Genomic DNA, 12,782 nt, shown 5'->3' on the forward strand with positions numbered 1-12,782 from the left:
GAGAAACTTTTATGCTGCAACCTAAACGTATGAAGTTTCGCAAGATGTTCAAAGGCCGCAACCGTGGTCTAGCGAACGGTACTGAAGTTAGCTTTGGTACTTTCGGTTTGAAAGCAGTCGGCCGTGGTCGTTTAACTGCTCGTCAAATTGAATCTGCACGTCGTGCCATGACACGTCACGTTAAACGTCAAGGACAAATTTGGATTCGAGTTTTCCCTGACAAGCCAATTACCTCTAAGCCTCTTGAAGTGCGTATGGGTAAAGGTAAAGGTAACGTTGAATACTGGGTATGTCAGATTCAACCTGGTAAGGTTCTTTACGAGATGGATGGTGTTCCTGAATCGTTGGCTCGTGAAGCCTTCGCTTTAGCATCTGCTAAGCTACCTCTGAAGACTACCTTCGTAACTAAGACGGTGATGTAATGAAAGCGAGCGAACTAAGAGAAAAGAGCGTTGAAGAACTTAACGCTGAATTACTTGGTCTGCTGCGTGAGCAGTTTAACCTGCGTATGCAACACGCTACTGGTCAGTTGACTCAAACGAATCAGTTGAAACTAGTGCGTCGTAACATTGCACGTGTTAAGACCATTATTACTTCTAAGGCAGGTGCGTAATGTCTGATAAAATCCGTACTTTGCAAGGTAAAGTAATTAGCAACAAAATGGACAAGTCTATTACTGTTGCTATTGAGCGCCAAGTGAAACATCCTATTTATGGGAAGTACATTAAGCGTACAACTAAGATCCATGCACATGACGAAACTAATCAGTGTAATGAAGGGGATTTCGTGGCTATTAGCCAGTGTCGTCCTCTATCTAAGACTAAGTCTTGGACACTAGCTGAAGTAGTAACAAAAGCCTAATTTCGATTAGGTTAACGTAAACGGCCCCAGCATTTGGGGCCGTTTGTATTTTTTGCTATGCATTCCAAAAATGTGTGTTATACTTGCGCGCCAAATTTGTGTAAATTATTACTTAAATTTGGTTCAAAAATATACTCCCATAGTGGGATTGTGTAGTAACGATAGCGGAGCACTTGAAATGATCCAAATGCAATCGACTCTAGACGTCGCATGTAACAGCGGCGCACGCAGAGTTCAGTGTATTAAGGTCTTGGGTGGCTCTCATCGTCGTTATGCCGGTATCGGCGACATCATCAAAGTTTCTGTAAAAGAAGCCATTCCCCGCGCTAAAGCGAAGAAAGGTGATGTATATAACGCGGTGGTAGTCCGTACTAAGAAAGGCGTACGTCGTCCAGACGGTTCTGTCATTCGCTTCGATCGGAATGCAGCGGTATTGCTTAACGCAAACCTTGCACCGATTGGTACTCGTATCTTTGGCCCAGTGACACGTGAATTGCGTAATGATAAATTCATGAAGATTGTCTCGCTGGCACCAGAAGTACTGTAAGGAGCTTCAAATGGCAGCTAAAATCCGTCGTGAAGACGAAGTAATTATATTAGCAGGTAAAGACAAGGGTAGCCGCGGTAAGGTTTCTCAAGTTCTACCTACTGGTAAGTTAATTGTTGAAGGCCTCAATCTTGTTAAAAAGCACCAGAAACCAAACCCTCAATTGGGCGTGACTGGTGGTGTTATCGAGAAAGAAGCACCGATTCAAACATCAAACGTTGCGATCTTTAACCAAGCCACAGGCAAGGCAGATCGTGTTGGTTTCCGATTTGAAGACGGAAAAAAAGTCCGTTTCTTTAAATCGAACAGCGAACTCGTTAAGTAATTTGGAGTAAACGATGGCGAAACTGCATGATAAATATCAAGAGACTGTAGTTGCTGAACTAGCTAAAAAGTTCGGCTACAGCAGTGTCATGCAAGTCCCTCGGATTGAAAAAATCACCCTAAACATGGGTGTGGGCGAAGCTGTTGCAGATAAGAAAGTTATGGAGCATGCGCTCCGTGACATGACTGCAATCGCTGGCCAGAAACCAATTGTAACTGTTGCTCGTAAATCAGTTGCTGGTTTTAAAATCCGTGAAGGCTACCCTATAGGCTGTAAAGTTACCCTACGCGGAGAGCGTATGTGGGAATTTTTAGAGCGTTTAGTTGACATTGCAATACCACGTATTCGTGATTTCCGAGGCTTAAGCGCAAAAGCGTTTGACGGCCGTGGTAATTACGCAATGGGCGTGCGTGAGCAGATCATCTTCCCAGAAATCGATTATGATAAAATCGATAAAATTCGTGGTATGGATATTGTTATCACTACTACTGCGAAGAATGATGAAGAAGGTCGTGCTTTGTTAGACGCTTTTAACTTCCCATTCAAGAAATAAGGGTAGCATAATGGCAAAAACATCTATGAAAGCACGTGAAGCAAAACGTGCGCAGCTCGTAGCTAAATATGCTGAAAAGCGTTTAGCACTTAAGGCTATTATCAGCAGCCCTGCAACTTCTGAAGAAGAACGTTGGGATGCCGTACTTAAGTTACAAGCTCTACCACGTGATTCTAGCGCTGCGCGTCAACGCAACCGCTGTAATCAAACTGGTCGCCCACATGGTTTTCTACGTAAATTCGGTTTAAGCCGTATTAAATTACGTGAAGCAACCATGCGTGGTGAAGTTCCTGGTCTGCGTAAGGCCAGCTGGTAAGTACTTGTCACGGAGTAAGCTAATATGAGCATGCAAGATCCTATTGCGGATATGTTAACCCGTATTCGTAACGGCCAAGCTGCTAACCACGTATCTGTTAAGATGCCTTCAGCTAAGTTAAAAGTAGCAATTGCGAAATTACTTAAAGATGAAGGTTTCATTACTGAATACGCCGTAGCAGATGAAGCTAAGCCTGAATTAGAAATTACGTTAAAGTATTTTCAAGGCAAACCAGTCGTTGAGACTATCCAGCGTGTAAGTCGCCCTGGTCTTCGTATTTACAAAGGTAAAGACGAGCTACCAAAGGTGATGGGCGGTCTGGGTATCGCAATTGTGTCCACTTCTAAAGGCTTGATGACTGATCGCGCCGCCCGCCAAAATGGCACGGGTGGCGAGGTTATCTGCTACGTAGCGTAAGGAGCTAGAAATGTCTCGTGTTGCAAAAGCACCAGTCACTGTTCCTGCTGACGTAGAGGTGACTTTAAACGAACAGACCTTAACTGTTAAAGGCAGTAAAGGAAGTCTGACTCGAGTAATCAACAATGCGGTAAATGTTGTTATCGAAGATGCACAAGTAAAGTTCCTTCCTGTTGAAGGCGTTTCTAACGCTTGGGCACAGGCTGGTACTGCACGTGCACTAGTAAACAATATGGTTGTTGGTGTATCTCAAGGTTTTGTGAAAAAACTTAAACTAGTTGGTGTAGGTTACCGAGCAAAGATTGCAGGTAGTGACTTAGATTTAACTTTAGGTTTTTCACATCCATTAGTACACAAACTGCCCGCAGGCGTTACTGCAGAGTGTCCTAGCCAAACTGAAATCGTGCTTTCGGGCGTTGATAAACAAGTTGTTGGCCAGGTTGCTGCTGAAATTCGCGGATATCGTCCACCAGAGCCTTACAAAGGCAAGGGTGTTCGCTATGATGACGAAGTAGTACGCCGTAAAGAGGCTAAGAAGAAGTAGGTAACGCGATATGGATAAGAAAACATCTCGCTTACGTCGCGCGTTACGTGCACGTAAGAAGATCCAAGAGCTGGGCGTGAATCGTCTGGTTGTACATCGTACACCGCGTCACATTTATGCTCAGGTGATCAATCCTGAAGCTCAGGTGTTGGCAGTTGCTTCAACCGTGGAAAAAGCGGTTAAAGAGCTACTAAAGAGTACCGGTAACGTTGATGCGGCTAAAGCAGTAGGTAAAATTGTTGCTGAGCGTGCGATCGAGAAGGGCGTAGCAACAGTTGCGTTCGACCGTTCTGGTTTCAAGTATCATGGTCGTGTAGCTGCACTAGCAGATGCCGCTCGTGAAGCTGGCCTGAAGTTCTAAGGGGTTATAAAAATGGCTAAATTAGAAGCTCAGCAAAAAGACGATCTGCAAGAGAAATTGATTGCAGTTAATCGTGTTTCTAAAGTAGTTAAAGGCGGTCGTATCTTTAGCTTCACTGCACTAACAGTTGTGGGTGATGGTAATGGTAAGATCGGCTATGGCTATGGTAAAGCGCGTGAAGTTCCAGCTGCTATTCAAAAAGCAATGGAAAAAGCCCGTCGAAATATGGTAACCGTGGAGTTGAATGCAGGTACTTTGCATCACCCAGTTAAAGGTCGCCATACTGGTTCTAAAGTTTATATGCAACCAGCATCACAGGGTACCGGTATTATTGCCGGAGGCGCAATGCGTGCCGTATTGGAAGTAGCAGGCGTTCATAACGTTCTGTCAAAAGCATACGGTTCTACTAACCCGATCAACATCGTTCGCGCAACTGTCGATGCGTTGGTGCACATGAAGTCACCAGCTCAAATCGCAGCAAAACGTGGCCTGAATGTTGATGAAATTCGGGGGTAATGCACCATGGCTACTAAAACTTTAAAAGTCACACAGACTAAAAGCAGCATCGGTCGTTTACCAAAACACCGTGCAACCTTAACCGGTTTAGGCCTACGCCGTATTAATCACACTGTCGAAGTTGAAGATACTCCTTCAGTTCGCGGTATGATTAACAAGGTGTACTACATGGTTTCGGTGGAGGAATTAGGATAATGCGTCTAAATACTCTATCTCCAGCAGCAGGTTCTAAATCTGCTCCTAAGCGTGTAGGCCGTGGTATCGGTTCAGGTTTAGGTAAAACAGCGGGACGTGGCCATAAAGGTCAGAAGTCTCGTTCAGGCGGCGGTGTTCGCGTCGGTTTCGAAGGTGGTCAAATGCCACTTAAGATTCGTTTACCTAAGTTTGGCTTTACTTCGCGTCGCGCTTTGGTAACAGCTGAAGTTCGTTTACTCGAACTAGCAAAAGTTAACGGTGATGTTGTCGATTTGAATGCACTGAAAGATGCGAACGTTATTACTCGCAACATCCAGTTTGCGAAAATCGTTCTTTCAGGTACCATTGACCGCCCAGTGACTGTAAAAGGTCTTAAGGTAACCAAAGGTGCTCGTGCAGCTATTGAAGCTGCCGGTGGCAAGATCGAGGAATAATACGTCGATGGCAAAACCAGGACTTGATTTAAAAAGCGCGAAAGGCGGTTTATCTGAACTGAAAACTCGTCTTCTGTTCGTGATTGGTGCGATTATCGTCTTTAGAGCCGGTTCGTTCGTGCCAATTCCTGGTATTGACGCAGCTGTATTGGCAGAGCTCTTCGCTCAGCAAAAAGATACCATCCTTGGCATGTTTAACATGTTCTCGGGTGGTGCTTTAGAGCGTGCTTCTATCTTCGCATTAGGTATCATGCCGTATATTTCGGCATCGATCATAATGCAGTTGTTGACTGTTGTGCATCCCGCACTCGCTGAATTGAAAAAAGAAGGTGAGTCAGGTCGCAAGAAAATCAGTCAATACACTCGATATGGCACACTTGTGTTGGGTACGTTGCAATCTGTTGGTATTGCTACAGGGTTACCAAATCTCATGCCTGGCTTAGTTGCCAATCCTGGGTTAGGTTTTTATTTTGTAGCAGTTGTGAGTTTGGTTACAGGAACGATGTTCCTTATGTGGCTAGGTGAGCAAATTACCGAGCGTGGTATAGGTAACGGTATCTCGATATTGATTTTCGCAGGTATTGTTGCTGGTCTACCATCGGCCATCGGCTCTACAGCCGAGCAGGCGCGTCAAGGTGACATGAATGTATTAGTACTACTGTTGCTCGCTGTTATTGTATTTGCTGTAACTTATTTAGTGGTATTTGTGGAACGTGGTCAACGTCGTATCGTCGTTAACTACGCTAAGCGCCAGCAGGGCCGAAAGGTTTTTGCAGCGCAAAGCACACATTTACCATTAAAAATTAATATGGCAGGTGTGATTCCACCAATTTTTGCATCCAGTATTATTTTGTTTCCAGGCACACTGGCTCAGTGGTTTGGTCAAAATGAGTCTATGTCATGGTTAAGCGATTTTGCTTTAGCTGTGTCACCAGGACAACCGCTGTATTCATTATTGTATGCGACAGCAATTATCTTTTTCTGTTTCTTCTATACTGCGTTGGTTTTTAATCCACGCGAAACAGCTGATAATTTGAAAAAGAGTGGTGCATTCATTCCTGGGATCCGTCCCGGAGAACAGACTTCGCGTTACATAGATAAAGTGATGACACGTTTAACCTTAGCGGGTGCGTTATATATTACCTTTATCTGCTTAATTCCGGAGTTCATGTTAATCGCGTGGAAAGTACAGTTCTATTTTGGCGGTACTTCACTACTAATTATAGTAGTCGTGATCATGGACTTCATGGCTCAGGTTCAGACCCATATGATGTCTCATCAGTATGAGTCTGTGATGAAGAAAGCTAATCTTGTTAACAAAGCGAACTTAGATCGTTTTGGTAAATAAGATTTGTTTTACGGAGTGATGAAATGAAAGTTCGAGCTTCCGTTAAGAAGATCTGCCGTAATTGCAAGATCGTCAAGCGTAGTGGTGTTGTTCGTGTTATTTGTATTGAACCTAAGCACAAACAGCGTCAAGGCTAGAAAGAAGTTTGGTCAGCTCAATAATGGGCTGACCAAAATATTGTTTGCAAATTTGTTGTCTGTCGAGTATCCTTTCGGGCTTTTCGCAGATAGCCTTTAACTTTAAGGAGTGCATAGTGGCCCGTATCGCTGGCATTAACATTCCTGATCAAAAGCATACAGTCATTGCGTTGACTGCTATCTTCGGCATTGGCCGTACACGTGCAAGAGCAATCTGCGCGTCTACAGCTATCGCTGAAACTGCTAAGATCAAGGAATTGAGCGAAGCTCAAATAGATATCCTACGCGAAGAAGTCGCCAAATACACCGTAGAAGGTGACTTGCGTCGTGAGATTTCAATGAACATCAAGCGTCTTATGGATCTTGGTTGTTATCGTGGTCTCCGCCATCGTCGTAGCCTGCCCCTTCGTGGGCAACGTACTAAGACCAATGCGCGTACGCGTAAAGGTCCACGTAAGCCAATAAGAAAGTAACGGGAAGGTAAACCAAAATGGCTAAAGTTCCGTCACGTTCTCCGCGTAAGCGCGTACGTAAACAGGTTGCAGATGGCATGGCTCATATCCACGCGTCTTTCAACAACACAATTGTCACCATTACAGATCGTCAAGGTAATGCGTTGTCATGGGCTACCTCAGGTGGTTCTGGTTTCCGTGGTTCACGTAAATCAACACCATTCGCTGCACAGGTTGCTGCTGAGCGTGCAGGTATTGCTGCTCAAGACTACGGTGTTAAAAACCTTGAAGTTTTCGTGAAGGGTCCTGGTCCAGGTCGTGAATCAGCCATTCGTGCGCTGAACGCTGTTGGTTATAAAATAACCAACATTACCGATGTGACACCTATCCCTCATAATGGCTGTCGTCCACCTAAAAAGCGTCGTGTATAACACTACGTTTATAGGATAGTTGGAGAAAGATCATGGCAAGATACTTGGGTCCTAAGCTCAAGCTCAGCCGCAGAGAAGGTACAGACCTTTTCTTAAAAAGCGGTGTGAGAGCAATCGAATCGAAGTGTAAGCTAGAAACTGCACCAGGACAACATGGCGCACGTAAGCCACGTTTGTCTGAGTACGGTATTCAGCTTCGCGAGAAACAAAAAGTTCGTCGTATTTATGGTGTGCTAGAAAAGCAGTTCCGTAACTACTACAAAGAAGCTGCACGTCTAAAAGGTAATACTGGTGAAAACCTATTGCAACTTTTAGAAGTCCGTCTAGATAACGTCGTTTATCGTATGGGTTTCGGTTCTACTCGTGCAGAATCACGTCAGCTAGTAAGCCATAAATCTGTTATGGTTAACGGTCGTGTTGTTAACATTCCGTCATTCAAAGTGTCTGCGAGTGATGTTGTAAGCATCCGTGAAAAGTCACGCACTCAAGCTCGTATTAAAGCGGCTTTAGAAGTGGCTTCTCAACGCGAAAAGCCTACATGGGTTGAAGTCGACAATGCGAAAATGGAAGGTGCTTTCAAGCGCGTTCCAGAACGTAGCGATTTGTCTGCGGATATTAACGAACAGCTGATCGTCGAGCTTTACTCTAAGTAAGGCTAACAAACAAGAGAGGACACAATGCAGGGTTCTGTTACAGAATTTCTTAAACCGCGTCTCGTTGATATTGAGCAGGTTAATTCAACTCGCGCCAAAGTTACACTAGAGCCACTAGAACGTGGTTTTGGCCATACCTTAGGTAACGCGTTGCGTCGAATCCTATTGTCGTCTATGCCTGGCTGTGCAGTTACTGAAGTCGAAATTGACGGCGTACTGCATGAATACAGCAGTAAGGAAGGCGTACAAGAAGATATCCTTGAGATATTGCTTAACCTTAAAGGATTAGCAGTGACCATCGAGGGTAAAGACGAGGCTTTGCTTACATTAAGCAAGTCCGGCACAGGCCCTGTTACAGCAGCAGATATCACGCATGATGGTGATGTTACCATCGTGAATCCTGATCATGTTATCTGTCACTTGACTGGTAACAATGACATCAGCATGCGTATCCGTGTTGAGCGTGGTCGTGGTTATGTGCCTGCTTCGGCTCGTGCACAGACTGAAGACGATGATCGCCCAATCGGTCGCTTGTTGGTTGATGCTTCATTCTCGCCTGTAGCTCGCATTGCTTATAATGTCGAAGCTGCTCGTGTAGAACAACGTACTGACTTAGACAAACTTGTGATAGATATGACCACAAACGGTACTATCGATCCTGAGGAAGCCATTCGTCGTTCAGCAACAATTTTAGCAGAACAGCTAGATGCGTTTGTTGAATTACGTGATGTGACTGAGCAGGCTGTTGTAGAAGAGAAACCGGAGTTCGATCCGATTTTGCTGCGTCCTGTCGACGATTTAGAGCTAACTGTACGTTCGGCTAACTGTTTAAAAGCCGAAGCGATTCATTACATCGGAGATCTGGTACAACGCACTGAAGTTGAGTTGCTTAAAACCCCTAACTTAGGTAAGAAATCTCTTACTGAAATTAAGGATGTTTTAGCGTCTCGCGGACTGTCGTTAGGTATGCGTCTAGAAAACTGGCCACCGGCTAGTTTAGTAGATGACCTATAAGTCTCAGTTTAGTACAGATTTAGGTTATAAGGATTAGGTCATGCGCCATCGTAAGAGTGGTCGTCAACTAAACCGCAACAGCAGTCATCGTCAAGCTATGTTTCGTAACATGGCTTGTTCAATAGTTCGTCATGAGATAATCAAGACAACTGTTGCTAAAGCGAAAGAACTGCGTCGCGTTGTTGAACCTCTAATAACACTTGCTAAAGTTGACAGCGTTGCAAATCGCCGTTTAGCTTTCGCTCGTACCCGCGACGCTGAAGTTGTAGGTAAGTTATTTACTGAATTGGGTCCACGCTTCCAGGAACGTCCTGGTGGTTACACTCGTATTCTTAAGTGCGGTCTACGTACCGGTGATAAAGCCCCAATGGCTTACATCGAGTTAGTAGGTCGTCCTGAAGCTGCTGAAGCTGTTGAAGTAGAAGCTGCTGAGTAATTAGTTACTCACCGAAAAACCGAGCATCTGCTCGGTTTTTTTTATCTTTTTTAATTTTATTTAATTAAGTATTACTCTAATTAGAGAGTCACTTTCGTTGTTTAAGTCCTTAATCTGTAGCCTTTTCTAGTGACATAATGCCAGTATGTATTAAATTTAATAGGCATTTTCCTTTCGGTCATTCAATTCTCTGAAAAACTTCGCACCTTCGAGGTCGTTAGATATCAACATCAAAACAAAACGTCTTAATGCACATTACATGCTAACTATTGTTTCTGTTGGGTGCCACAACGTGTTCCAGCCATCCTTTAACTATTCATTAGCGTACTATCAATTAATTGTTAAAGATTGCTCAATGCTCACTTAGACTTAAATGGCGTGAAAATTATTATGATTGCTAAACGATCCAATAATCTGTTGAACATATAACTATACTCCCTATTAACATAGAATAATTTAATCGTCTCCATTTGGTTGGATGATTCACTGGCCAGACATTCAGCTATGTTTAGGCTGTCGTTTACATTTATATCACATAATAAAAAATATCAACTCAAGCTGTTTAGCTGCCGTTATGAGAAATAAAAATTCTTACTAACTCAAGTAGAGTCTAAAACATTCTTTTCTAAAACGATCCTTATTTGTACTCCTTTAATCCTGTTGATATTAGCTTCAATGCGAGGATCTCTTTAACATCAAAATACAATGACTAAGTCATAGGGATAGATATTGCTTCGATCTACATTGGTATAGTAATCATCATCAAGTCACTTACTAGTGCGGAACTTGGTTTATTACCGAGTGGCAATAGAGGTCCCTCATATAGAGCTATATATTGATGGTACAGTTTTGATACTGAAAATAGAGTAAAATATTCTTGTCATTACCTCGCTCAACTAGCTGTCAATCCTTCAAAACTGAATTAAATTTAGTAGGCTTGGTAATCTTTAAGGCTGGATTGCGTTAAGGCAGGGATGGTATTGTAGAGTCACACTATCGTGTTTGGGTATGTTTATGACTCTGTTATTAGTGTGCTGAAATGTTTGGTCGTTTTAATTTTTATTGTTGAATATAATAAAGCCTCCGAAGAGGCTTTATTATTAGATAAAAGATATTAAGTATCTATTTTCCTTCAAGAGCCTGCTCGCTATAAGTTGGCTTCTCATGCTTTTGTCCCATAGCCTCAGCAACTTCCGGTGGCATGTAATTTTCATCATGTTTAGCGAGAACTTCAGTTGCTTCTAGCTTCCCAGACTCGACTAATACACCTTGGGCTACGATCCCTTGGCCTTCTCTAAATAAGTCCGGTAATAAGTCGTCATATGTTACAAACACAGTTCCTCCGGCTGAATCGTGCACTGCAAATTCTACGTGTAAGCTCTCTGGATCGCGTTTCATGGATCCTATAGTGACCATACCACCAACCCTGATCCTTTGTCCTACTTCCGGCATAACACCTGTATCGTTTTTACCATGAGTAATTTCATATGGTGTATAGAATAAATTCAAATTTGAATTTAGTGCGTACAGTAGAAGCGAAGCAACAGCTGCAACGCCCGCAATTAATGCCACGGCGAGTGTTAATCTCTTTTTACGTCTTGGATTCACGGTTATTACCTCTTGTTTCTTTAAGGCGTTGTTCACGCGTTATCTTTTTAGCAATTTCAATTAGAACCTTACGTTTTTGTTTGATACTAAGAGTGATCAGTGTAGCCAGACAGCCGAACGTCACACCATAAGACAGCCAAACATAAAATGCATACCCGCCCATATCTAAAAAATCTTTGAATGAATCAAATTGCATTACTTTGCCTCCTCTGTGGTTGCTAAGTCTCTTACCCAAGGACGCATGCCATTTCGAGCAAGAATTTCGGTTCTGTATCGGATTAACGTAATCGCACCGATCATCATACCAAATCCAAAAATATTGATTAATAGCGGGTATAACATATCCGTCGACATTGTCGATTTTTCAGTGATTCTAATAGTTGATGGTTGATGTAGGCTGCTCCACCAATCTACTGAGTACTTAATAATTGGAATATTAATAACGCCTACAATAGCAAGAATACCTGATGCCCTAGCTGCGAGGACTTTATCTTCAAATGATGCATAAAGAGAGATGACACCAAGATATAGAAATAGTAATACTAGTTCAGAGGTTAAACGTGCATCCCATACCCACCAAGTACCCCACATCGGTTTACCCCATGCCGCACCAGTTAATAAAGCAATAAAGGTAATCACAGCTCCGATTGGCGCTATGGCAGCCGCAGCCCAATCTGCAGATTTTATTTGCCATACTAATCCTATGAACGAGGCAATTGCCATGCCCATATAAGCAGCCATAGACATTGATGCCGCAGGTACATGGATAAAGATGATACGGTAGCTATCACCTTGTTGGTAATCTGTCGGGGCAAATAATAACCCCCAAATACTGCCAGTACCGACGAGTAATATTGCCAGAACACTAAACCATGGCAACAAGGTACCAGACAATTTATATGCCCGTTCAGGGTCAGCATAAGAATGTAGCCATTTCCACATTTAGTTTGTACTCACACGTAAAGAGGCGCCAATAGCGAAAGGTGCCAAGATTAAAGAACCGACCAACATTGCGGCAAGTATTGCAAGTTGACCATCATAAGCCATATTAAGTCCTGCAGCATCTATCGCACTCGTGGCAAAAATAAGCACAGGTATATATAAAGGAAGAATGAGTAAGCTTAGTAGCACTCCTCCTTTTCGAAGTCCAACGGTCAACGCAACACCTATGGCACCCAGTAATGACAATATTGGTGTACCTAATGCTAATGTCGACATTAGTGCTCCATAACTATTGTCTTCTAAATGCAACAGTACTGCGAGTAATGGTGCAACTAAAATTAATGGCACACCGGTTAATATCCAATGCGCAAGTACTTTTGCTAACACCATTAATGCTAATGGTTGCGGGCTCAGTAACATTTGTTCTAAGCTACCATCGTTGTAATCAGCTTTAAATAATCGCTCTAATGACAACATCGAAGCAAGTAAGGCTGCTACCCATATGATACCTGGTGCTACTCTAGTAAGAACTTGAGGCTCCGGTCCGATTCCTAGCGGAAAAAGAGTGACTACTAAAATAAAGAATAACAGCGGGTTAAAAATATCACCGCGATGGCGAATAGCAATTCTTAAATCGCGTTGCAAAAGCGTCATGAATGCGGTGGTGTAACTGATTCCTCGTTTCATTCAAA

Annotated in this window: 24 protein-coding genes; 20 read left to right on the plus strand and 4 right to left on the minus strand. The window is 43.2% G+C overall.

The genetic code is table 11. The annotated features are described in order from the left end of the window. The first annotated feature begins 11 nt into the window (after window positions 1–11). The 20 genes from rplP to rplQ all read left to right on the plus strand — a co-directional run bounded on the left by rplP (window position 12) and on the right by rplQ (window position 9,540). A complete protein-coding gene (rplP, locus tag EGC82_RS01965) occupies window positions 12–422 on the plus strand; it encodes a 50S ribosomal protein L16 (RefSeq protein ID WP_011635646.1) in 411 nt (136 codons plus the stop codon). Beyond that, window positions 422–613: a 50S ribosomal protein L29 gene (gene rpmC, locus EGC82_RS01970; protein WP_006083592.1), complete on the plus strand. Its 192-nt coding sequence runs from the start codon at window positions 422–424 to the stop codon at window positions 611–613. Before rplP ends, rpmC begins: the two co-directional genes overlap by 1 nt. Continuing rightward, window positions 613–861: a 30S ribosomal protein S17 gene (gene rpsQ, locus EGC82_RS01975; protein WP_124017688.1), complete on the plus strand. Its 249-nt coding sequence runs from the start codon at window positions 613–615 to the stop codon at window positions 859–861. The genes rpmC and rpsQ overlap by 1 nt, the downstream gene beginning before the upstream one ends. A 178-nt stretch (window positions 862–1,039) precedes the next feature. Beyond that, window positions 1,040–1,408: a 50S ribosomal protein L14 gene (gene rplN, locus EGC82_RS01980; protein WP_011635649.1), complete on the plus strand. Its 369-nt coding sequence runs from the start codon at window positions 1,040–1,042 to the stop codon at window positions 1,406–1,408. A 10-nt stretch (window positions 1,409–1,418) separates the two neighbouring features. Then, window positions 1,419–1,733 (plus strand): 50S ribosomal protein L24, encoded by a 315-nt coding sequence (gene rplX, locus EGC82_RS01985; protein ID WP_124729279.1) that lies wholly within the window; start codon window positions 1,419–1,421, stop codon window positions 1,731–1,733. Between the two features lie 13 nt (window positions 1,734–1,746). Then, complete coding sequence (gene rplE / locus EGC82_RS01990) at window positions 1,747–2,286, plus strand: 50S ribosomal protein L5 (protein WP_011635651.1); 540 nt, start codon at window positions 1,747–1,749, stop codon at window positions 2,284–2,286. A 10-nt stretch (window positions 2,287–2,296) separates the two neighbouring features. Beyond that, entirely contained in the window at window positions 2,297–2,602 is a 306-nt protein-coding gene (rpsN, locus tag EGC82_RS01995) for a 30S ribosomal protein S14 (RefSeq protein ID WP_124729280.1), read from the plus strand. A gap of 24 nt (window positions 2,603–2,626) precedes the next feature. Further along, complete coding sequence (rpsH, locus tag EGC82_RS02000; RefSeq protein ID WP_124017686.1) at window positions 2,627–3,019, plus strand: 30S ribosomal protein S8; 393 nt, start codon at window positions 2,627–2,629, stop codon at window positions 3,017–3,019. 10 nt (window positions 3,020–3,029) lie between these two features. Further along, window positions 3,030–3,563, plus strand: coding sequence for a 50S ribosomal protein L6 (gene rplF, locus EGC82_RS02005; RefSeq protein ID WP_124729281.1), 534 nt, complete (start codon window positions 3,030–3,032; stop codon window positions 3,561–3,563). A gap of 10 nt (window positions 3,564–3,573) precedes the next feature. Continuing rightward, complete coding sequence (rplR, locus tag EGC82_RS02010) at window positions 3,574–3,924, plus strand: 50S ribosomal protein L18 (protein ID WP_011635655.1); 351 nt, start codon at window positions 3,574–3,576, stop codon at window positions 3,922–3,924. A 12-nt stretch (window positions 3,925–3,936) separates the two neighbouring features. Further along, entirely contained in the window at window positions 3,937–4,440 is a 504-nt protein-coding gene (gene rpsE, locus EGC82_RS02015; RefSeq protein WP_011494651.1) for a 30S ribosomal protein S5, read from the plus strand. Between the two features lie 6 nt (window positions 4,441–4,446). Beyond that, on the plus strand, window positions 4,447–4,635 hold the full coding sequence (rpmD, locus tag EGC82_RS02020; RefSeq protein WP_011635656.1) for a 50S ribosomal protein L30: 189 nt from the start codon (window positions 4,447–4,449) through the stop codon (window positions 4,633–4,635). Next, window positions 4,635–5,069, plus strand: coding sequence for a 50S ribosomal protein L15 (rplO, locus tag EGC82_RS02025; RefSeq protein WP_011635657.1), 435 nt, complete (start codon window positions 4,635–4,637; stop codon window positions 5,067–5,069). Before rpmD ends, rplO begins: the two co-directional genes overlap by 1 nt. Before the next feature lie 7 nt (window positions 5,070–5,076). Beyond that, complete coding sequence (gene secY / locus EGC82_RS02030) at window positions 5,077–6,417, plus strand: preprotein translocase subunit SecY (RefSeq protein ID WP_124729282.1); 1,341 nt, start codon at window positions 5,077–5,079, stop codon at window positions 6,415–6,417. A 23-nt stretch (window positions 6,418–6,440) separates the two neighbouring features. Next, a complete protein-coding gene (rpmJ, locus tag EGC82_RS02035) occupies window positions 6,441–6,554 on the plus strand; it encodes a 50S ribosomal protein L36 (protein ID WP_011635659.1) in 114 nt (37 codons plus the stop codon). A gap of 116 nt (window positions 6,555–6,670) precedes the next feature. Continuing rightward, window positions 6,671–7,027, plus strand: a complete 357-nt coding sequence (rpsM, locus tag EGC82_RS02040) for a 30S ribosomal protein S13 (protein ID WP_124729283.1) — start codon at window positions 6,671–6,673, stop codon at window positions 7,025–7,027. Between the two features lie 17 nt (window positions 7,028–7,044). Beyond that, window positions 7,045–7,437, plus strand: coding sequence for a 30S ribosomal protein S11 (gene rpsK / locus EGC82_RS02045; RefSeq protein ID WP_011635661.1), 393 nt, complete (start codon window positions 7,045–7,047; stop codon window positions 7,435–7,437). Window positions 7,438–7,469: 32 nt separating this feature from the next. After that, window positions 7,470–8,090, plus strand: coding sequence for a 30S ribosomal protein S4 (rpsD, locus tag EGC82_RS02050; protein WP_124729284.1), 621 nt, complete (start codon window positions 7,470–7,472; stop codon window positions 8,088–8,090). A 24-nt stretch (window positions 8,091–8,114) separates the two neighbouring features. Continuing rightward, window positions 8,115–9,104 (plus strand): DNA-directed RNA polymerase subunit alpha, encoded by a 990-nt coding sequence (locus EGC82_RS02055; RefSeq protein ID WP_124729285.1) that lies wholly within the window; start codon window positions 8,115–8,117, stop codon window positions 9,102–9,104. 40 nt (window positions 9,105–9,144) lie between these two features. Beyond that, window positions 9,145–9,540: a 50S ribosomal protein L17 gene (gene rplQ, locus EGC82_RS02060; RefSeq protein ID WP_011635664.1), complete on the plus strand. Its 396-nt coding sequence runs from the start codon at window positions 9,145–9,147 to the stop codon at window positions 9,538–9,540. Window positions 9,541–10,662: 1,122 nt separating this feature from the next. Here the strand turns inward: rplQ and ccmE are convergent. From ccmE to ccmB, 4 genes are read right to left on the minus strand one after another with little or no spacing between them, the layout of a single operon-like run. After that, window positions 10,663–11,148 carry a cytochrome c maturation protein CcmE gene (ccmE, locus tag EGC82_RS02065; protein WP_124729286.1) on the minus strand — a complete coding sequence of 162 codons (486 nt, stop codon included), beginning with the start codon at window positions 11,146–11,148 and terminating at the stop codon, window positions 10,663–10,665. Continuing rightward, window positions 11,132–11,344, minus strand: coding sequence for a heme exporter protein CcmD (ccmD, locus tag EGC82_RS02070; protein ID WP_124729287.1), 213 nt, complete (start codon window positions 11,342–11,344; stop codon window positions 11,132–11,134). Before ccmD ends, ccmE begins: the two co-directional genes overlap by 17 nt. Beyond that, window positions 11,344–12,090: a heme ABC transporter permease gene (locus EGC82_RS02075; RefSeq protein WP_124729288.1), complete on the minus strand. Its 747-nt coding sequence runs from the start codon at window positions 12,088–12,090 to the stop codon at window positions 11,344–11,346. The genes ccmD and EGC82_RS02075 overlap by 1 nt, the downstream gene beginning before the upstream one ends. Next, the gene (ccmB, locus tag EGC82_RS02080; protein ID WP_011635668.1) at window positions 12,091–12,777 is read right to left on the minus strand and encodes a heme exporter protein CcmB; all 687 of its coding nucleotides are present in this window, start codon (window positions 12,775–12,777) and stop codon (window positions 12,091–12,093) included. Between the last annotated feature and the right edge of the window lie 5 nt (window positions 12,778–12,782).

This window comes from Shewanella livingstonensis (assembly GCF_003855395.1).
GTDB lineage: Bacteria > Pseudomonadota > Gammaproteobacteria > Enterobacterales > Shewanellaceae > Shewanella > Shewanella livingstonensis.